Source organism: Sorangium sp. So ce426 (assembly GCF_051475585.1).
In the GTDB taxonomy this organism is placed as follows: domain Bacteria; phylum Myxococcota_A; class Polyangia; order Polyangiales; family Polyangiaceae; genus Sorangium; species Sorangium cellulosum_B.
The window spans coordinates 12811996-12830976 of record NZ_CP150341.1; the positions used below are offsets into that span (position 1 = coordinate 12811996).

Annotated in this window: 13 protein-coding genes; 6 read left to right on the forward strand and 7 right to left on the reverse strand. The window is 74.4% G+C overall.

The window, feature by feature from the left end; all coding sequences use genetic code 11:
• The first annotated feature begins 26 nt into the window (after nucleotides 1-26).
• Genes prfA through WMF44_RS48200 form a run of 3 tightly spaced genes read left to right on the forward strand, consistent with a single transcriptional unit; the run spans nucleotide 27 to nucleotide 2056 of the window.
• Nucleotides 27-1121: a peptide chain release factor 1 gene (gene prfA, locus WMF44_RS48190; RefSeq protein ID WP_437296783.1), complete on the forward strand. Its 1095-nt coding sequence runs from the start codon at nucleotides 27-29 to the stop codon at nucleotides 1119-1121.
• Nucleotides 1121-1708, forward strand: coding sequence for a hypothetical protein (locus WMF44_RS48195; RefSeq protein ID WP_437296784.1), 588 nt, complete (start codon nucleotides 1121-1123; stop codon nucleotides 1706-1708). The genes prfA and WMF44_RS48195 overlap by 1 nt, the downstream gene beginning before the upstream one ends.
• 9 nt (nucleotides 1709-1717) lie before the next feature.
• On the forward strand, nucleotides 1718-2056 hold the full coding sequence (locus WMF44_RS48200) for a histidine triad nucleotide-binding protein (RefSeq protein WP_012241641.1): 339 nt from the start codon (nucleotides 1718-1720) through the stop codon (nucleotides 2054-2056).
• 22 nt (nucleotides 2057-2078) lie between these two features.
• On the opposite strand, the gene WMF44_RS48205 is transcribed toward WMF44_RS48200, so the two are convergent.
• Genes WMF44_RS48205 through asd form a run of 3 tightly spaced genes read right to left on the reverse strand, consistent with a single transcriptional unit; the run spans nucleotide 2079 to nucleotide 7365 of the window.
• Nucleotides 2079-4133 carry an FAD-binding protein gene (locus WMF44_RS48205; protein WP_437296785.1) on the reverse strand — a complete coding sequence of 685 codons (2055 nt, stop codon included), beginning with the start codon at nucleotides 4131-4133 and terminating at the stop codon, nucleotides 2079-2081.
• Between the two features lie 20 nt (nucleotides 4134-4153).
• Complete coding sequence (locus WMF44_RS48210; RefSeq protein WP_437296786.1) at nucleotides 4154-6526, reverse strand: methyltransferase domain-containing protein; 2373 nt, start codon at nucleotides 6524-6526, stop codon at nucleotides 4154-4156.
• Nucleotides 6523-7365, reverse strand: a complete 843-nt coding sequence (gene asd, locus WMF44_RS48215; RefSeq protein WP_437296787.1) for an archaetidylserine decarboxylase — start codon at nucleotides 7363-7365, stop codon at nucleotides 6523-6525. The genes WMF44_RS48210 and asd overlap by 4 nt, the downstream gene beginning before the upstream one ends.
• Nucleotides 7366-7804: 439 nt before the next feature.
• Here asd and WMF44_RS48220 point away from each other — a divergent pair, with 439 nt between their 5' ends.
• Both WMF44_RS48220 and WMF44_RS48225 read left to right on the forward strand, forming a co-directional pair.
• Complete coding sequence (locus WMF44_RS48220; RefSeq protein ID WP_437296788.1) at nucleotides 7805-8647, forward strand: MBL fold metallo-hydrolase; 843 nt, start codon at nucleotides 7805-7807, stop codon at nucleotides 8645-8647.
• 56 nt (nucleotides 8648-8703) lie between these two features.
• Complete coding sequence (locus WMF44_RS48225; protein WP_437296789.1) at nucleotides 8704-10185, forward strand: sigma-54-dependent Fis family transcriptional regulator; 1482 nt, start codon at nucleotides 8704-8706, stop codon at nucleotides 10183-10185.
• Nucleotides 10186-10209: 24 nt separating this feature from the next.
• Here WMF44_RS48225 and WMF44_RS48230 read toward each other — a convergent pair whose 3' ends face one another.
• From WMF44_RS48230 to WMF44_RS48245, 4 genes are all read right to left on the reverse strand, one after another.
• Nucleotides 10210-10815, reverse strand: coding sequence for a hypothetical protein (locus tag WMF44_RS48230; RefSeq protein WP_437296790.1), 606 nt, complete (start codon nucleotides 10813-10815; stop codon nucleotides 10210-10212).
• Between the two features lie 143 nt (nucleotides 10816-10958).
• On the reverse strand, nucleotides 10959-12524 hold the full coding sequence (locus tag WMF44_RS48235; RefSeq protein WP_437296791.1) for a hypothetical protein: 1566 nt from the start codon (nucleotides 12522-12524) through the stop codon (nucleotides 10959-10961).
• A complete protein-coding gene (locus tag WMF44_RS48240; protein ID WP_437296792.1) occupies nucleotides 12521-15376 on the reverse strand; it encodes a DUF4175 family protein in 2856 nt (951 codons plus the stop codon). The genes WMF44_RS48235 and WMF44_RS48240 overlap by 4 nt, the downstream gene beginning before the upstream one ends.
• 78 nt (nucleotides 15377-15454) lie before the next feature.
• The gene (locus WMF44_RS48245) at nucleotides 15455-16741 is read right to left on the reverse strand and encodes a GNAT family N-acetyltransferase (RefSeq protein ID WP_437296793.1); all 1287 of its coding nucleotides are present in this window, start codon (nucleotides 16739-16741) and stop codon (nucleotides 15455-15457) included.
• A gap of 169 nt (nucleotides 16742-16910) precedes the next feature.
• Here WMF44_RS48245 and WMF44_RS48250 point away from each other — a divergent pair, with 169 nt between their 5' ends.
• A complete protein-coding gene (locus WMF44_RS48250; RefSeq protein ID WP_437296794.1) occupies nucleotides 16911-18905 on the forward strand; it encodes a DsbA family protein in 1995 nt (664 codons plus the stop codon).
• Nucleotides 18906-18981 lie beyond the last annotated feature (76 nt).

The following is an 18981-nucleotide window of genomic DNA, read 5'->3' on the forward strand; positions in this document are numbered from 1 at the left end:
AACCCCGCGTCGTCTTCGGATTGCAGATGCTACCTATCGCGAAACTCGAGGCGGTTCAGCGCCGCTTTCAGGAACTCGAGCACCTCATGTGCAGCCCGGCGGTGCTCTCCGCGCCGGCCGAGCTCCAGCGGCTCAACCGCGAGCGGACCGAGATCGAGCCGGTGGTCGTCGCCTTCGCCCGGCTGCGGGACGTCGAGCGGCGCATCGCCGAGGATCGCGAGGCGCTGAGCGATCCCGACCTGTCCGAGCTCGCCCAGGCGGAGCTGCCCGAGCTCGAGATCGAGCGCGAGCGGCTCGCCGGCGAGCTCGAGGTGCTCCTCCTGCCGAAGGACCCCAACGACACGCGGAACACCGTGATCGAGATCCGCAGCGGCGAGGGCGGCGAGGAGGCGGCGCTCTTCGCCGCCGATCTCTTCCGCATGCTCTGCCGCTACGCGGAGACGAAGCGGTGGAAGGTCGAGGTGCTCAACCTGAGCGAGGCCTCCGCCGGCGGCTACAAGGAGGTCGCGGCGCTGATCACGGGGCAGGACGTCTACTCCCACCTCCGGTACGAGGGCGGCGTCCACCGCGTCCAGCGCGTCCCCTCGACGGAGACGCAGGGGCGGATCCACACCTCGACCGCGACCGTGGCCGTGCTGCCCGAGGCCGACGAGGTCGACGTGCACATCGACGACAAGGACCTGGAGATCTCGATCGCCGCATCGGGCGGCCCCGGCGGCCAGGGCGTCAACACGACGAACAGCGCCGTGCAGATCAAGCACCTGCCGACGGGCATGATCGTGAAGTGCCAGGACGAGCGCTCCCAGCTGAAGAACAAGGCGAAGGCGATGAAGGTGCTCCGGAGCCGGCTGCTCGAGCTCGAGCAGCGCCGGCAGGAGGAGGCCCAGAGCGCCGAGCGAAGGACCATGGTCGGCACGGGGGAGCGGGCGCAGAAGGTGCGGACCTACAACTTCCCGCAGAACCGCGTGACGGATCACCGGATCGGCCTCACGCTGCACAAGCTCGACAAGATCATCGAAGGGGACCTCGACGAGCTCATCGGCGCGCTGCGCACGCACCGCCAGGCGGAGCTCCTGCGGCGTGGCGGGCTCTCGGGGCCCGCGCTGGAGCCCGCCACGTGATGGGGGCGCCGTCCATCGAGAGCGGGGCGCCGCCCGTCGATCTGGAGGCGCTGCTCGTCGCGCTCGTGCTGGCGCCGTCGACCTTCTCGCGAAACCGCTTCTTCTCGCTGTACGCCGACCCGGAGGCGCGCCGGGTGCGGCGGCGGGCGGCGCTGCTCAGGAGCATCGTGCGGCAGCTGGTCGCGGGCGCGGACCGCGCCGGGCTCGCGCCCGCCGCGAGCGGCGGCGCGCTGCTCACCTACGACGTGCCGTCGCTCGGGTTGAAGCGCACCGCCGCGCTCGACGCCCTGGAGCTCGCGGTGCTCCGCATCGCTGTCGCGCGCGGGGTGGTCCCGCGGGCCGAGCAGCCGGGCGGCGGGGGCGCCGCGCCGAGCTCGGCGACAGGCGCCGCCTTGCCGGATGCGCTCCTCCCCGAGCCGGCGGACACGTCGCGGATCGAGCGCGCGCTCGCCCGGCTGCTGCCCGAGGGGAAGGCTGGCGGAGCGCTGGAGCCTCCTGGCGAGGGGGAGCCGGGAGAGCCGGACCCCGGGACCAGGGCGCTGCCGCGTGACCAGGCGCGGCGTGACTCGCAAGCACCCTGGGAGTAGGAGGCGGCCATGTGCATCTTCTGCAAGATCGCGAACAAGGAGATCCCGTCGAAGGTCGTGTTCGAGGACGAGCACGTCATCGCCTTCCACGACGTGAACCCGCAGGCGCCCACGCACGCGCTCGTCATCCCGAAGCGCCACATCGCGGGCATCGCCCAGGCCACGCCCGAGGACGAGGCCGTCCTCGGCCGGCTGCTCCTCGCAGCGCGGCGGGTCGCGGAGCTCACCGGCATCGCGGAGAGCGGCTTCAGGACCGTGGTGAACAGCGGCGCGAACGCCGGCCAGACGGTCTTCCACATCCACGTCCACGTGATGGGTGGAAGGCCGATGGCCTGGCCTCCCGGCTGAGCGCCGTACGCGCCGACCGCGCTCAGCGGACGCCGCGGGCGGCGCTCACCGCCGCGTCGAGCCACGCCGCCTCGTCGTCGCGGAGCGACGGCTGCCTCGGCAGCGCGGTCGGCAGGGCGCGGGGCTGCGACGCGCCGTGGGCGCGGAGGTGCGCGGACGTGATGGCGCCGACGCGCCCACCCACGCCGAGGAACAGCGCGAAGAGATCCGGGCCCACCGCGCGCCGCGGGGCGGGCCGCACCGCGAGCTCGGCGCCGGACGCGAGCCGCGCGGTGAACCCGGCGACGAGGTGATCGACCGGATCGCTCCACGGATCCGGGGCGCCGGGGGCGCCCGCCGCGATCCACGCGTCGAGCGTCAGCTCGGGCGAGGTCGCGCCGAAGTCGATCGCCAGTGTGAGGCCGCGCTGCTCGAGGGCGCGCTCGATCTCGCCGAGGCGAGCGGTACCGGCGGCGTGCACGAGCATGGAGTCGCCGTCGAGCAGAGGCGCCGCGGGCGGCGGCGGCAGCGGGCGGCGCGCGGCGGAGGACGCCTCGCGCGGGAGCAGGTTGCCAGGGTTCATGACGCCGGCGGGGTCGAAGACGCCGCGGAGCGCATGGATGACGTCGGCGCCGAGGCCGAGCTCGGCGCCGAGCCGCGGCGCCTTGCTCCGGCCGACCCCGTGGTGATGCGAGAGCGTCCCGCCGGCGTCGATCGCTGCGTCGAGGGCCGCCCGCCAGGCCGCGTCGTACTTCGCCTCGGCCGCCGGGACGCTCGGAGCGCTGCCGGCGAAGGTGAAGTAGATGCTGCAGCCGTCCGGGTACGCGTGGGACAGGTGAGCCATCACGAACACGTGGCGCCCGAGCGCGCCGCGCACCGCGCGGTAGAGCCCGTCGAGGCGCGACCAGGGCGCGGCGACCTCCATGGTGTCGCTGAACGCGCCGGCCATGAACACGGGCGCCTGGCGGTAGCTCACGCTGTAGCGGTGCGCGAGCCAGTGGCGCGCGGGCTCCTCGCCGAGCGGCCTGGCCCCGCCGCGCTCCGCGATCGCCGCGGCGCGGGCGAGGTCGTCCGCGCTCGCGCGCGCCGTGCCCTCGAAGATGAGGATGAGCGTCGCGCCGCGGAGCACGCGCGACCCGACGCCGTCGACGATCTGGTTGAGGAGCCCCGGCGCGCGCAGCAGGCCGCGCAGCACCGCGGCGCCGGCCCCGGGGCCGCGGGCACCGTGCCCCCGCGCGGCCGCCCCCTCGGAGGATTCATCGGCCGCGGCGGCGTGGGCGCGCTGCCGGCGCACGGCGCCCAGCCGGGCCATGAAGGAGTCGAACGGGTCGTAGAGCCGCGAGACCGCCGGGCGGAGGCCGGCCTGGAACATCGTCCGCATCGCGTCCCATCCGGCCTCGACGCCGGGGAACGAGAACGCGGCGAACGCGCGCGCCGGCGGCGCCGGGTGCAGCCGGAGCGTCGCGGCGGTGACCACGCCGAGCACGCCCTCGCTGCCGATGAGGAGCGGCGTGAGATCCGGGCCTCGCGCGCGCCGATCGAAGCGGACGATCTCGCCGCGGCCGACGACGCACTCGAGCGACGCGACCATGTCCTCGATCTTGCCGTAGAGCCCGGAGCACTGGCCGGCGCTGCGCGCCGCGACCCAGCCCCCGACGGTCGAGCAGAGGATGGACGACGGGAAATGGCCGAGCGTGAAGCCCTCGGCGTTGAGCTCCTCCTCGAAGCGGATGCCGAGCGCGCCGGCCTCGACCTCGACCGAGGGGGCCTGGCGATCGAGCGAGCGGCGGCGAGAGAGCCGCTTGAGATCGAGCACGACCGTGCGCTCGTCCGGCAAGACGCCGCCGCACACGCCCGAGCCCGCACCGAAAGGCACCAGCGGGAGCCCCTCGTCCGCGCAGAAGCGCACCACCTGGGCGACCTCCTCCGCGGAGGACGGCCAGACGATCATCCCGGGCCGGTGCTCGGCGATGCGGCCCTCCGTCACCGCGAGGTGGTGCCGCGGCCAGAGATCGCGGGCGTAGGCGATCTGATCGACGGGGGAGGCGCTGCGCGGGATCCCCGGCAGCGCGCGCGCGATCGCGGCCTCGAAGCTCATTCGCGGGGAGCCCTAGCGCCTCAGCTCCGCTCGGCAAGGACGATGAGCCGCGGCGACTCGGAGCCGAAGAAGACGCCGGGGTGCGCAGGGTGTCCGGTCACCTCGGTGACCTTGAAGCCCGCCTCGTGGAGCACCTTGCCGAGCTCGTGCAGGCCGTAGAGGCGGAGCGAGTAGTCGAGCTCGCGCGAGCGGCCGTCCTCGAACATGACGGTGCGCTTCACCTTGAGCCTGCTCGTGAAGAAATCCACGTGCATCTCATCCATGCAGACGCAGCCCTCCCCCTCGAACCAGACGAGGCTCGGCTGGCGGGACGCCACATAGTCGCGGTTGACGATGTCGAGCAGGAGCATCCCGCCGGGGCGGAGGGCGCGGCGGATGCGGGCGAGGACATCCGCGTTCTTCTCGTCGTCGAAGTAGCCGAAGCTCGTCGACCAGCAGTAGACGCCGTCGAAGGTCTCCTCGAACGTCATCTCGCGCATGTCGCCCTGGAGGAAGTTCAGCTTCTGGCCGCGATCCTGCGCCTCGTCGGCGGCGCGGGCGAGCATGGCGAGCGACAGGTCGTAGCCGACGACGCTGTAGCCGCGGCTGGCGATCTCGATCGCGTGGCCGCCTGCGCCGCACGCGAGATCGAGGATCACCGCGCCCTTCTCGACGCCGAGCCGCTCCTCGATGAAATCGACCTCGCGGCGAACCACCTTGCTGTCGATCTTGTCGAGCGTGCGCAGGAAGTCGTCGCCGAAGAGCTCCTCCCACCACGGGCGCTTCCGGCGCGCGGCGGGCTCGGTCGACGGGCCGGAATCGTGCTCGGCCTGCTTCGCCGCGGGCGCCGCGGCGGGAGCGGCGGGCCGCGCGGACGCGGACGGCTCGCCGTGCGACGAAGGCGCCGACACGGGCGGCGCCGACGCGGGCGGCGGCGGCACCGAGCTCGTGAACGTCGCGAGATCCGGCGATGCAAGCGCCTGCGCGCGCGGGCGCCGCGGCGGCAAGGGAGGCGGCGGTGGCTTCTTCGGGTGCGCGGCGTGCGGATCGGCCTGCGCGGCCGAGCCCGCGTCGGCGAGCTCGGCGTCGCGCTCGGGCTCGACCTCCTCGAGCTCGACCTCGGTGCTCCTCGGCGGCACGGTGATGCGCGTCGCGTCGCCCTGCGCCTGCTGGCCCTCGCCGCCCGCGGGAGGAGCGCCGGACAGCTCGGCCTTCGCCTCGTCGACGGGCTCGGACTCGGGCTCGACCTCCGCGACCTCGTCCGCGCCCGCCCCCAGCGGCCAGTCCAAGGGGCGCGCGTCGATCTCCGGCGCCGAGGTTTGCCTCCTGGACCGCCTTCGAGGCGCCGGCTGGAGGGCGTCGAAGGCGGCGTCGCGCGCCGTCGGCGGGCCCTCGGAGAGGCCTTCCTGGAACGAGTCGAGGCCCATCCCGGTCGGGACGTCGTCCGGCCGGATCCTGAACTGGAGCGGCGGCCACTCGTGCTCCGCCGGATCGGTCAAGAGCGGCGGTCTGGCGGGCTCGGCGGCCGAGGTGACCGGCGGCACCGGCGGCAGGTCCGACTCGATGCTGACAATCTGGAGCGGCCGGATCACCGCGACCGAATCGGGATCGATGATGAGCCCGCTCGGCGCCGGCATCGGCGGCATGCTCGAGGATTTCGGCGACGGGCGCGGGACCGCACGGGGCGCGACCAGCTCGGCCAGGTTCGTCGCCGCGGCCGTCGCCGCCGCCGGCTTGCTGGGGGGCCTGGATCCATCGAGCGCGGGCTCGCTGGGATGCCTGGGCGCCTCGAGCGTCGGGTAGCTGGGGCGCCTCTCGGAGGCGCTCGGCCACCCGTCGTCGTCCGCCTCGTCGCGCGAGCGCTGCGCCGCGGCATCCTCGGGCACGGTGGCGCGGTCGTGCGTGGTGACCTGATCGTCGCCCTGCTGCGCTGCGTCTCCCGACACGTTCACGAGCCGCCGCGAGCGCCGTCGCCCGGTCTTCGCGCCCTCGCCGCGCTCCACCTCCGCCGCCCGCTCCACCTCCGTCGCGAGCGATTGCCAGGACCGCCTGGAGCTGGAGCTCGTCGGCAGGGGAGCGCCGTGCCGCGAGCGCTCCGTGGGCGGTCCGGCGATCCGCGGGTCGAGATCGAGGTCCGGGATCTCCGCGATCTGCCCGCCGGAGCTCCCGTCCGCGATGCCCGCGATGACATCGAGGCGCGGCAGCGGCGTCGTCGTCGCGAGCTGCGGGCGCGCGCTGGGCGAGCGCTCGGGCCGTGGGGCGGACGCGCGCGCGGGGAGCGAGCCCTGCTCTCCCTGCGGCGCCGGTGCGGCCGCGTTCCCTGCCTCGCCCGGCAGCGGCGCGCCGGGCTCTCCGGAGGCGCCGCCTTCCTGGGCGGGCGTAGCCAGGGGGTTGCGCGGCCGCTCGCTCGTCATCGCTGGCCCCCTCCGTCCAGCGGCTCGCCGTAGAGGATCGGCCCAGGCGCCCTGCTCCAGGGCGGGGCCACCCCGCGCTCCACGAACATGACCGCGGTGGATCCGAGGTGGAACTTGCCGATCTCCTCGCCGCACGCGACCGGAAGGGCCGGCGAGATCGTGTGCACGCCGAGCGGCACGTCGCGCGCGTCGACGGCGCTCACCGTGATCCGTCCGACGATCATCGCGCCCACCATCACCACCGTAACGCGCCCCTGGCGCTCCGTGTCGATCACGATCGCGACGCGCCGGTTGCGCGCGAAGAGGCCCGGGACGTGGCGTTCGCCGATCGCGTTCACCGGGAACAGCTCCCCCGGCATCGAGCGGATGAGGCTCACCCGCCCGGCGACGGGCGAATGGACCCGGTGGTAGTCGCGGGGCGACAGGTAGACGATCGCGAACTGCCCGCCGTCATAACGCGTGGCTTCCGCGGGGTCGCCCACGAGGTCTTCCACGCGGTAGGGCTGCCCTTTGATGGTCAGCCGCCCGCCCTCGGTCACGGGGCCGAGCGCCTCGACCCGGCCGTCGGCAGGGCTGGTGATGGCTCCGGGATCGGAGCAGACAGGGCGCATCCCCTCGCGGAGCTTGCGCGTGAAGAACGCGTCGAAGCTCTCGTAAGGGCTCGTCAGCACCTCGGCGGCGTCCATGTCGACGCGGTACGCGCGCGCGTAGAGCTTCACCACCGTGTTCAAGACGGCGGCGGGTGCCCTGGCGTCGCAGAGGCGGCCAACGGCCCGGGTAATGCGCTCTCGCGGAAGCACCCGCAACAGCTGTGCGGCGGCGTAGGTGGCAACGGTCATTGTGCGGAGCAGCGGTAACGATGCGGGAACGATGCGGGAAAAGAGCGGTGCAGGAATGCTAGGCCTCAGGAAGGACCTTGGTCAACGCTCGGGTCAGACGAACCTTCCAGCGTCGGCGCGGTCCCCAGCCAGCGAGGGAGCTCAGCCTTGACGCGACGCACAGCGCGATCCGAGGCGCGACGCCAGGCCCGTCCCCCGCGCCCCACGTTTCTCCACGTCGCTGCGAGCGCGTCAATCGCGAAGCGCCGCTCCGCGCAAATGGGGGCGCGAGGGCCCGCGGGCCGTCCCCTCGACGCGCTCCATTCTGAAGCGGCGATCCGGGCCTCGCGCTGCAACTTCGATCGACCTCCGCGGGCGCAGCAGAAAAGCGGAGCGGTTTCAAGGGCCTGCGTCCTGGCACGCCGCTCGCTGAAGCGGGGCGAGGAGGCTCGCAACAACGATGGAGATCACGTTCTGGGGAGTTCGCGGGAGCATCGCTTCGCCTGGGCCGGAGACGGCTGCGGTGGGCGGAAACACAAGCTGCGTGGAGGTTCGCTGCGGATCGTCGCGGATCATCCTCGATGCAGGGACGGGCGTACGCAAGCTCGGAGATGCGCTGCTCCGGGAGGGACCGGTCGAGGCGACGGTGCTGCTGTCGCACCTGCACTGGGACCACATCCAGGGGCTGCCGTTCTTCGTGCCGGCGTACCTGCCGAGCTCGCGGCTGTCGATCGTGGGCAGCGCGCACGGGGTCGGGAGCCTCCGCGAGGTGCTCTCGACGCAGATGGCCGCGCCGAGCTTCCCCGTCCGCATGGACGAGCTCTGCGCGCAGATCGCCGTGCGGGAGGCGCGGCCGGGCGAGGCGTTCGACGTGGGCGAGGTCCACGTGCGGATCGCCAAGCTCAACCACCCGGGCGGCGTCCTCGCCTACCGCGTCGAGCACGAGGGCCGCAGCGTCGTCTACGCGACCGACACCGAGCACTACGCCTGCGTCGATCCGGCGCTGCGCGCGCTCGCGGACGGCGCCGACGTGCTCATCTATGACGCGCAGTACACCCCGGAGGAGTACCGCGGCGACGGCGGGCGCTCGAGGGTCGGCTGGGGGCACTCGACGTACGTCGCGGGCGCGGAGATCGCGCGGGCGTGCGGCGCGCGGAAGCTCGTCCTGTTCCATCACGACCCGCAGCGGACGGACGCCGGCGTCGCCGAGATCGAGCGCCTCTCCCGCGAGCTCTTCGCTGGATCGGTCGCCGCGCGCGAGGGGCTCTGCATCCACGTAGAGGCCCTCGCGCGGGCCGCGTGATGACGCGGATGACGACAAGCGCGGCGCCCTCTATGCTGGATGCTGCTCCGCTATCCATGTCGCGCCTCTCGCTGCTCGTCGATCTCGCCTCCCTCCTCGCCCGGGAGGTCGACTTCGACGCCCTCCTCGGCACGGCGTGCGAGCGGCTCGCGAAGGCGCTCCGCGCCGACCGCGCGACGATCTGGCTCGTCGACGCCGAGCGCGGCGATCTCGTGACGCGCGTCGCCCTGCTGCCCGAGCTCCCCTCGCTCAGGCAGCCGCTGGAGCGCGGCATCGCCGGGCACGTGGCCACGACCGGGCAGGTCGTGCGCGTCGACGACGCGTCGCGCGACCCGCGCTTCGATCCGTCGGCGGACCGGGCGACGGGCTACACGACGCGCTCGATGCTCGTCGCGCCCATCCGCGAGGACGGCGCCGCGCCGGTCCGCGGCGTCGTCCAGCTGCTGAACCGCGCGGGCGCGCCCTTCGACGAGGAGGACCAGCGCTACCTCGTCGCCCTCGCGACGCAGCTCGCCCGCGCCCTCTCGCTGACGACGCTCCGCGCCGCCGAGGGCGGCGGCCCGGGGGTCGTGCTGCAGGGGCCGTTCAACCGGATCGTCGGCCGGAGCGAGCGGCTGGCCGCCGTGTACGAGAAGGTCCAGCTCGCGGCCCAGACCGACGCGACCGTGCTGCTCCGCGGGGAGACAGGCACCGGCAAGAGCCTTTTCGCCCGGGCGATCCACGTCAACTCGCGGCGCCAGACGAGGCCCTTCGTCACCGTCGACTGCACGACGCTGCCGGCGCAGCTCGTCGAGAGCGAGCTCTTCGGCCACGAGCGGGGGGCGTTCACCGGCGCGGACCGGCGCGTGCCGGGCAAGGTCGAGCTCGCCGAGGGCGGCACGCTGTTCCTCGACGAGCTCGGGGACCTGCCGCTCGACATCCAGGGCAAGCTCCTTCGCTTCCTGCAGGACCGCTCCTTCGAGCGCGTCGGCGGCCGCCAGTCGCTCCGCGCCGACGTGCGCGTCGTGTGCGCCACGCACTGCGACCTCGAGCGCGCCGTCGCCGATGGGCGCTTCCGGAAGGACCTCTACTACCGCGCGCGCGTCGTCGAGATCGATCTGCCGGCCCTGCGCGAGCGCGGCCCCGACGACGTCGAGACGCTGGCGCGGCACTTCGCGGACGTCTACGCGACGAGGTACGGCAGGCCGTCGCCGCGCTTCGATCCGGACGCGCTCCGCCACCTGCGCGCTCATACGTGGCCGGGCAACGTGCGCGAGCTCGAGCACTGGGTCGAGAGCGCCATCGCCCTCGCGCCGGACGGCCGCATCTCCGCGGGGCACCTCCCGACGCGCCGGGGTGAAGGCGCCCCGCCGCACGCCGCCGCGGCGCCCGAGGGCGACGCGCGGGTGGCGCTGCCGCTCGGGCTCACCCTCGACGAGGTGACGCGGCGCTACGTCGAGGCGATGGTCCGGGCGTGCGAGGGGAACAAGACGGAAGCGGCGAAGCGGCTGGGCGTCGGCAGGAACACCCTGGCGCGCGCGCTCCGCGCGAAGCACTGAGGCCGCGCTGAGCGCGCGACCTCCTCACCCCGGGTCCACCGGGAACGTCAGGCCGATCCCGGCGATCGCCGCGACGGACGAGGTCTTCCACCTCCCGGCCGGGCCGGCCGAGAGCAGAGGGCGCGCCAGGACGAGGTGCAGCTCGAGGAAGCTGCGCAGCTGGAGGTGCCGCGCGATGCGCCACTCGGCGCCGCCGCGCGCGCCGGAGGTGAGCAGCCAGAGGATGCCGTCTTCCGTCTGGGTGACGCTCTCCGGGACGGGCGCGCGGACAGCGCCGAGCTGGAAGACGTTGCACAGGAAGACGTCGTCCCGGTGCCTGCAGAGCGACATGACCCCCAGGCCGGCGCTGATGCGCCGCGGCCCGACGCTCGGCAGATCGCTCGGAGGGCCGCCCAGCGCGACGAGCGCCCGCGCCTCGAGCGACATGGACATGTCGGACCAGCGGAGCGCGACGGCGGGCGAGAGGCCGAGGCCCGCCGTCGGTGTCAGGCCGAATGCCAGCACGGAGGACGCGCTGAACTCGCCGTGCACGCGCGGCTCTGGCGCGCGCTGCGCGCCGTCGGCGTAGGCCGGGGCCGGCAGGGCGAGGCCCAGCGCGATCATCAAGGGGATGCGACCAGGGTTCGGCATCCCGCGCACCCTAGGAGCGCGCGCCGGCGCGACGGAATCCGGAGCGGGCGCCCTCGCGAACAAACCGCCGCTCGCGCGCCATTGCGTCGAGCGGCGCTATTTCCTCGGCTCGCCGTCTTTTTTTTGATCTCGGAGGCGGCGGGCTAGCGCGCCCTGCGGCGCGCGGCCTCGCAGAGGGCCGAACGGAGGGGATCGCCGGGGAGATCGGGCGGCAGCTTCTCCTCGCAGGCCACGTCGGGGTTCAGCGGATCGAGCGCCGTGCCCGCCGAGAAGGCGCGATCCCCGTCGGGGCCTCCGTGGAGCAGCCCGTGCAGCGACCACCACCGGCCGTAGCGGCTGTGCACGTCCTCCACCCGCTCGACGAGGGGCGAGGCGCTCGCGCGCTCGCCCGACGCCAGCAGCGCGGCGGCGAGGAAGCAGCGCACCGCCGGCTCGTGCGGCGCGAGCGCCTGCGCGCGCGCGTGCTGGACCGCGGCGGCGGCGTGGTGGCCGCGGTCGTGGAGCAGCTGGCCGAGCCGCACCCGCTTGCTCACCTCCTGCCGGTGCGGCATGTCCGCGCCGGGCGCGAGGTCGGGCGGCACGTCGGCCGGCACGCTGGCGAGGTAGGCGCGCCAGCGCTTGTCCCAGGCCGCGAGGTCCGCGCCGGAGATCTCGGCGATCGCCCGCTCGAGGTCCGCGTCGCTACTCGCGTCCTTGAGCCGGCGCAGGAGCTGCGGCAGCGCCGTGTCGCCCGCCTCCCTCGTCCAGTAACGGATGAAGCTCGCGACCTCGGCGAACACGACCGCCGCCTCCTCCGCGCTCGGGAGCATCGCGATCGAGGGGCCGATCTTGTCGAGCGGACGCCCGAGGCCCCTCTGGATGCCCAGGAAGGCGATCGCGTCCGCGGACGGCACGTCGTCCAGCGGGTCGGGCTCGCGCCAGCGGACCTCCTCGCGCTTGGCCACGCCCTCCTGCAGCCACAGCGGGGCGTTGTCGCGCGTCCCGCGCGACAGGGCGAGGTGCGTTATCTCGTGCGCGAGCGTGTCCAGCCAGGGGTAGCCGCTCGGCGTGGCGCGCGGCGAGAGCATCGTCACCCGCCCCCACTTGGCGATGGCGACCGTGCCCGTCGTCCGCGCTGCCTCCTCGGGCAGCCCCGTCATCGCGGAGAGCGTGAACTGATCGCGGACGAGATCGATCCGCAGCGGCCGGAGGAGCTCGACGCCGAGGTCCTTCGCGAGCACGTCGCGCGTCCTCGCCGCGACGTCGACGAGGAGCGGCACGAGCGCGCGATCGTCGTCGTCCTGGAGCCGCACCCAGACGCCGCGCTCCTCGTCGTTCACGACGACGGTCGCCGCGGTGGCCCGGGCGCAGCCGCGCGCGATGTCCCCGAGCGCCGCGCCCTCGGCCGTCGCCGCGAGATCGGGGCGCGCGAGGATCGCCGAGGCGGCGTCGCAGTCGCCCTCGTAGATGGCGAGGCGGCCGCGCTCGAGCGCGAGCGCGAGGTCCGCCGGATCCGCGTCCTTCAGGGCGTCCCGCGCCGCGGGGACGTCGATCTCCAGGATCGCGGCCCGGGCCCGCGCCGCGCGATCGAGATCACCGACCGTGAGGCGCCCGGACGCTGTCGCCGACGCCGTCGCGAGCCCGGCGAGGATCGCCGCCCGGAGGCCGCGCCTCGCGATCGCCGCCGCCCCGCGCCGGGCCGTGGCCGCCCTGCCGCCTGCGTGCGTCATTTCAGGAGCCCCTCGGCGTAACGCTTGACCGCCCCTCGCAGCCGCGGCTCCGAGGTCCCCCCGAGCCCCTCGAGCACGCGACGGCGGAACTCCTCGGGGCCCTTGTGCTTGTCCTTGTCCGGGATGTCGGCCTTCCTCGCCATGTTCCGATCCCCTTCCGACTCGGCGTCGCCGTCCTGACCCTGGTCCTCGCTGCGCGACATCTCGAGCAGCCGCTGCGCGTCGCGCTGGCGCTCGTTGCCGCCCTCGCCGTCTCCCTCGGCGAGGGCGCGCTGGGCGTCGCGCATCGCCTGCTCGGCCTCGTCGAGGCGATCGAGCATCTCCTCGGGCATGCGGCCGTCGCCGCGCTCGCCCCGCTTGCGGAGAGCGCGCGCGCGGTCGGCGAGCGACCCCTCGCGCTGGCTCGACTTCCCGAGGCCGTCCCGCGCCCGCTCCGCCGCCGCCTGCCGCAGCTTGCGCAGCGCCTCCTCGGCCCAGGCCAGCTCCTCGGCGAGCGCCTGCTGCGCCTCGCCGGCCTCGCGCGCGGCGCGCTCCTCCGGGAAGAAGCCGCCGGCCTGCGCGCCGAGCCGCTTCGCGTCGCCCAGCGAGCGCATCGCGCCCCGGCCGCTCGTCACCGCTTCCTCGGGGCGGCCCTGCTCCAGCGCGCCGGCCATCGCCTCGGCCTGCTCCCGGCCAGCCGCCGCGGCGGCCTCGGCCGAGCCCGGCGCCGCGCCCGGCTGCGGCAGGTCCCGCACGGCCTCGCGGATCGCCTCCGCGTGCTTCTTCGCCTCCTCCCGGAGCGCCGCGATGTCCTCGGGCCGCGACGCGCGCGAGAGCTCCTCGGCGACCGCGTTCGTCTCGGCGGCGTGATCGCGCGCGAGCTCCTCGAGATCCCGCTCGCTCTGGGCGACGCTCTCGTCGGCGTTGGACGCGTCCCCGGGGTCCGGCCCGCGCGGCGCGCCGGACTCCACCCCGCCGCGGCCGCCGCCGCCGAACGAAGGCTCCGGCCGCCTGAGCCGCGCCGCGAGGTCGCGCGCCGAGAGCTCGGCGTGCAGCCAGTCGCTGGCGCCGCGGGCGCGCGCGATCCTGCGCAGGTCGTTCGCGACGATCTCGCCGAGGTCGAGGCCGAGCTCGCCGAGCTTGCCGAGCTCGACCCCCCCGCCGCCCAGCACCGCGACGGCCGCCTCCAGGCGGACCTCGCCGCCCTCGCGGTCGCCGTTGCCCAGGAGCTCGGCCGCCGCCGCCGCCTCGTCCGCGACGTCGGCGAGCCGCTGCGCGACGGCCCGGGCGTCGCGGTGGCCCAGGCCGCGCAGGCCGGCGTCGAACGCGAGCAGCGCGCCCTCGGTCTCGTCGAGCAGCCCCTGGTGCGCCGCGCGGGTCGTCGATTTCCGCTCGGCGGCGAGCGCCGCGTCGAGCCGGGCCAGCTGACCTCGGGCGAGCGACGCGATGCGCCCCCGCACCCGCAGCCCGCCGTGATCCGCGGCGAGCGCCGCCTCGACCGCCGCCCTGGCCGTCGCCTGCACCTCGGCCTCGTGCGCCGCGTGCGCCGCGGCGCCGCCCGCCTCCGGCGTCCGCTGGCCGATGCGGTCGGCGAGCAGATCCGTGAGCGCGTCGCGCGCCTTCACGAGCGCGGCGTAGCGCCGCGCCTCGGGCTCGCCCACCTGCGGCGGGATGACCAGGATGGCCTCGCTCCTGCCCCACTTCGGGCCCTCGATCGGATCGTTGTCCCGCGCCTCGATCCGCACCTCGACCGGCACGTACGTCCTGCGGAAGAAGGGATCGCGCGCCCGGAGCTCGTAGCCTCCGCGGTCGACCTTCGCGTCCGCCGCCGGCCGCGAGAGCACCCGCCGCTCCTCCTTCGCTCCGGCGCGCAGGACGAGATCGACCTCGCGCAGGCCGTGATCGTCGGTGATCTCGTAGCGGAGCGGGATGCTGGGCTCGTCGAGGAGCTTCACCGTGCGCGGCGCGCCCTCGAGCGTGACGCGCGGCGCGTCGTCCGGGATCGACACGACGCGCTGCGCGTCGGCCTGCCGGACGCGCACCTGCCCGAAGCGCGCGGCCGCCTGGAGGGTCGTCGACGCGCCGAGCGTCCAGCGGGCGACCACGCTGCCCTTGCCGTCGTCGACGAACGGCACCTCGGCGCCGCCGTCCGTCAGCACGAGCGCGCGCCCCGCGCGGACGGGGCGGCCGCGCACCGTGATCACGGTCCCTCGGGGCTGCATCGTCGGGGCGAACGGCAGGAGCTCCTCCGCGCCCTGGTGCAGGTACTCGGGCGGCGCCGCCGTCATCTCGACCTCCTCGATCCACGGCAGATCGAGGGGAGCCTCGCCGCCGCGGGCGGCGAGGACGTCCAGCCCCTCGACGACGCGCGACGGCTCGATCGCCGCCGCCGCGAGCGCCGCCGCGCCGAGGGCGAGGCCCGCGCTCGCCCACCGCGTCGCCGCCTGGCGCGCGCGCTCGACGACGCGCGCCTGCGAGGCGCGGCCGAGCAGCCGCCGGAGGTGCAGGCCGGCGAGCTCCGGCGAGCCGACCCGATCGTCGGCCGCGGCGCGATCCGCGAGCGTGAGCGCCCGCAGGGTGGCGGCGCCGAGCGCCTCGTCCGTGCGACCGATGATCTCGCGCACCGTGCGCCGGGCGTCGCCGCGCCGCCGGCGCACGAGGATGGCCCGCGCGGCGATCGCCGCGAGCAGCAGCGCGAGCCCGGCGCCGGCGAGCCCGCGGGCGAGCGGCGACCCCACGCGCGCCACGTGCGCCGCGCCGAACAGCCCTGCGCAAGCGGCCGCGGTGAGCGCGCGGCGCGCGGAGGGGCCCACCTCCGCATCCCAGACGGAGCGCAGCCGCGCGATGGACAGGGCCGGCGCCTCGTTATCCATGAAGAAGCAAGGGTAACCGGCGGGAGGAGGTGGTCCAGCGGATCAATGCGATCCCCCGGGAGGCGCGGGCCCGGGCGATCAGACGTCGAGCTCGCCGTCGGTCATGAACCAGCTCTCCGCGTCGAGCAGAACGCGCCGCAGCTCGTCGGGGAAGGCGGGATCGAGGTGGACGATGAGCCACCGCGAGCCGACGTCCGGCGGGTGGGGGCGGGAGAAGAACCCGAGCGCCCGCAGGCGGGCGCTGAACGAAGGGGGCGTCACGAGGAGCATGCCCACGGAGACGTGCCCCTCCCGCCGCATCGCCTGGCAGAACTCGAGCAGCAGGGCGTCGAACGTGGGGCCGTTGTCCTCGCAGAACAGGTCGCTGACCTCGACCTTGTTGTTCCGCACCGAGTAGACGGCGTAGCCGAGCAGCCGCCCGTCATGCCTGTCGAGCATGCAGAAGAAGCGGTATCGAACGTTACCGAGCTGCGCATAGCGCCAGTTCAGGAACCGGGCGCTCCGCTCGCCGACGACCGGCCAGGGCTTCGCCCGCGACCACAGCCCGTCGAAGCGGTGATCGGCGGTGTCCACGAGCTCGGTGCGCACGCGGCTCCCCTTCGCGAGCAGCGCGGCGGTGTCCCGGAGCGCCATCGAGGCGTCGAGGGCGCTGCCCGCGGCCCGGACCAGGAGGTTGTCCGGCTTCACCGTCGCCCGCTGGACGGCGCGCTCCGCCGCGGTCGACAGCGCCTGCGCGAGCGGGGCGGGCGGGGCGCCCGGCTCCGCCGCCTCCCAGAGCGCGCGCCAGCGAGGGTGGGGGACCGCCGACGCGGCCCGCTCGGCGATCCGCTGCACCACCGCGCTCACGGTGCTCCGCTGCTCGCCTGCCGACGAGGCCGCGAGCTCGTTCAGCTTGTACGCGGCCATGAGGGGCCGGACCCAGATGATGGAATCGGCGATCTTCTTGTAGCCGGCGCGCTGGAAGATCGGGAATGAGGCCTTGTTGGGGAAGCCGAACACGAAATCGACCCCGGCGTCGCGGCAGCCCCTCGCGAGCTCTCGCTGGATGCTCATGGCGGCCCCCGCGATGCGGTGCGCCTTGGTCACGCCGAAGTCGCCGAGGACGCCGGCCTTGAGCTTGCGCCCGTCGACGACCAGGTCGCGCGGGTAGAACGAGCCGCTCCCGATGATCTCCCGCTCCGGTCCGTGAAAGCCCATCCAGGTCCGCGGGGGGCCGGCCGGGTTCTGCTCCTGGAACCAGCGCATCCGCCGCTCCACGAGCTCCTGCGATACCTCGCCGTGGGCGAGGTTCTCTTTCCAGAGCTGCGCGAGGACGTCCCTGTGCTCTTCCGGCTGGACGCGGGCGGCGCTGTAGACCTTCTCCATGGCTTTCCGGTGCGTCTCCTGGCGCGGCAGAGCGGCGCGCCGCGCCCGTCATGGCCGAAGGCGGTGAGGGCGTCAATCGCGCCTGGCGGCGCGGCGAGGCGTTCCGCGCTGGGCACAGCGACGCCCGCGCGGCGAAGGCGTCATCGCGGAACCGGAGTACACTCGCGCGATGTCTCGCCGCGCCATCGCCGCCGTCGCCTGGCTCTCGTTGCTGTTCGCCCTGGCTTGCAGCTCCGCGCTGCCGCAGCCCCCTCCAGACGCTTCGCAGGCGAAGAGCAGCGGCGCCCCTGCGGGGCAGCCGAGCCCAGCCGCTGATCCGGGAGCGACGTTCGGTGACGACGTGATGGTCGCGGACGGCGACCCCGGTCCGGTGCCGGTGACCCGCGCGGATCCGGCGCGCGGCAGCCGGCTCGCGCCCGTGACGATCGTCGTGTTCTCCGACTTCGAGTGCCCCTTCTGCAAGCACCTGGGCGGCACGCTGAGGCAGCTGGAGCAGCGGTACGGCGCGGAGCGGCTGCGGGTCGTGTGGAAGAACTTCCCGCTCGCCTTCCACAAGCAGGCTCGGCCGACGGCCGAGGCCGCGATGGCGGTGTTCGCGCACGCGGGTCCCAAGGCCTTCTGGGCGTTTCACGACGCCATCTTCACGGCCGACGAGCGGCTCTCGCCGGAGGTCCAGGCCACCGCGCTCCGGCGGGCCGGCGTGACCCCCGGCCAGATCCAGCAGCTCGTCCAGCAGAGCGGGGCAGCGCAGAAGGTCGGCGCGGACATGGAGCTCGCCGGGCGGCTCGGCGTGAACGGCACGCCGGCATCGTTCATCAACGGCGTGCTCCTCGTCGGCGCGCAGCCGGCGGAGCGGTTCGCGGAGATCATCGACGCGCAGCTCGCCGCGGCGCAGGCGCTCCGCGCCGGGGGGACGCCGCCGGAGAAGATCTACGCGGCGCTCGCGGAGAAGAACTTCGCTCCTCCTGCCGAGGAGCCCGACGACGCCGGAGAGGAAGGCGACGGCGGCGTGGTGCACCTCGTGCCCGTCGGGGACTCGCCCGTGCGCGGCGCGGAGACGGCGCTCGTCACGATGGTGCTGTTCAGCGACTATCAGTGTCCGTTCTGCAGGCGCGTCACGCCGACGGTCGACAAGCTCAGGGCGCAGTACGGCGACAAGCTGCGCGTCGTGTGGAAGGACCACCCGCTCCCGTTCCACCCCCGGGCCGAGCCCGCTGCAGAGCTCGCGCGCGAGGCCCGCGCCCAGAAGGGAAACGACGCCTTCTGGCAGGCCAACGATCGCCTCCTCGCCGGCGAGGCCGCCCTCGACGACGCCGCCCTCGAGGCCGTCGCCGCGGAGCTCCGGCTGAACGTCACCGCGGCGAAGCGCGCCGTCGCCTCGCACAAGCACGCCGCCAAGATCGAGGCCGACGTGGATCTCGCCGACGATCTCGGCGCCCAGGGGACCCCGCACTTCTTCATCAATGGCCGCAGCCTCGTCGGCGCGCAGCCGATCGAGAAGTTCCAGGCGATCATCGACGAGGAGATCGCCAAGGCGGAGGCGATGGTCGTGGCCGGGACGCCGCGCGCCAAGGTGTACGAGGCCATCCAGAAGCAGGCGGTCCCGCCGGCGCCGCCGCCGAAGGTGTCCGTGCCGCCGGCGCCCAAGGGCCACCCCAGCAAGGGCGCGGCCGCGGGCAAGGTGGTCATCCAGGCGTTCTCCGACTTCCAGTGCCCTTTCTGCGCGCGCGCCGCCGCCACGATGGACGAGCTCATCAAGGCGTTCCCGGGCAAGGTCCGCGTCGTCTACCGCCACCTGCCGCTCCCCTTCCACCCGGAGGCGCAGCTGGCCGCCGAGGCGGCCATGGAAGCGCTCGCGCAGAAAGGGCCGGCCGGCTTCTGGAAGATGCACGACCTGCTCTTCAAGGGGAGCGACGCCTCGAACCTCGACCGCGCGGCCCTGGAGCAGCACGCCGCGAGCCTCGGGCTCGACGCGGCGCGCTTCGCCAAGGCGCTCGACGAGCACACCCATCGCGCCGCCGTCGAGGCCGACGCGCAGGCCGCGCGGAGCGCCGGCATCACCGGGACTCCCGGGTTCGTGATCAACGGTTACCTGGTCAGCGGAGCCCAGCCGCTCGCGAAATTCAAGAAGGTAGTTCGGCGCGCGCTCAGCGAAGCGAACTGAACACGACCTGAACGCGCGCGACACGCGCTCCGGCTCCGGGATCCAGGACCTGCGCTCCGAGCGATCTGGCGCGCGG

What these genes read in the sequence shown, in the direction of transcription:
- WMF44_RS48230 (WP_437296790.1), bottom strand. Translation starts at nt 10,815, where the DNA reads ATGCCGAACCCTGGTCGCATCCCCTTGATGATCGCGCTGGGCCTCGCC.
- prfA (WP_437296783.1), top strand. Translation starts at nt 27, where the DNA reads ATGCTACCTATCGCGAAACTCGAGGCGGTTCAGCGCCGCTTTCAGGAA.
- WMF44_RS48235 (WP_437296791.1), bottom strand. Translation starts at nt 12,524, where the DNA reads ATGACGCACGCAGGCGGCAGGGCGGCCACGGCCCGGCGCGGGGCGGCG.
- WMF44_RS48210 (WP_437296786.1), bottom strand. Translation starts at nt 6,526, where the DNA reads ATGACGAGCGAGCGGCCGCGCAACCCCCTGGCTACGCCCGCCCAGGAA.
- WMF44_RS48220 (WP_437296788.1), top strand. Translation starts at nt 7,805, where the DNA reads ATGGAGATCACGTTCTGGGGAGTTCGCGGGAGCATCGCTTCGCCTGGG.
- asd (WP_437296787.1), bottom strand. Translation starts at nt 7,365, where the DNA reads ATGACCGTTGCCACCTACGCCGCCGCACAGCTGTTGCGGGTGCTTCCG.
- WMF44_RS48205 (WP_437296785.1), bottom strand. Translation starts at nt 4,133, where the DNA reads ATGAGCTTCGAGGCCGCGATCGCGCGCGCGCTGCCGGGGATCCCGCGC.
- WMF44_RS48245 (WP_437296793.1), bottom strand. Translation starts at nt 16,741, where the DNA reads ATGGAGAAGGTCTACAGCGCCGCCCGCGTCCAGCCGGAAGAGCACAGG.
- WMF44_RS48225 (WP_437296789.1), top strand. Translation starts at nt 8,704, where the DNA reads ATGTCGCGCCTCTCGCTGCTCGTCGATCTCGCCTCCCTCCTCGCCCGG.
- WMF44_RS48195 (WP_437296784.1), top strand. Translation starts at nt 1,121, where the DNA reads ATGGGGGCGCCGTCCATCGAGAGCGGGGCGCCGCCCGTCGATCTGGAG.
- WMF44_RS48200 (WP_012241641.1), top strand. Translation starts at nt 1,718, where the DNA reads ATGTGCATCTTCTGCAAGATCGCGAACAAGGAGATCCCGTCGAAGGTC.
- WMF44_RS48250 (WP_437296794.1), top strand. Translation starts at nt 16,911, where the DNA reads ATGTCTCGCCGCGCCATCGCCGCCGTCGCCTGGCTCTCGTTGCTGTTC.
- WMF44_RS48240 (WP_437296792.1), bottom strand. Translation starts at nt 15,376, where the DNA reads ATGGATAACGAGGCGCCGGCCCTGTCCATCGCGCGGCTGCGCTCCGTC.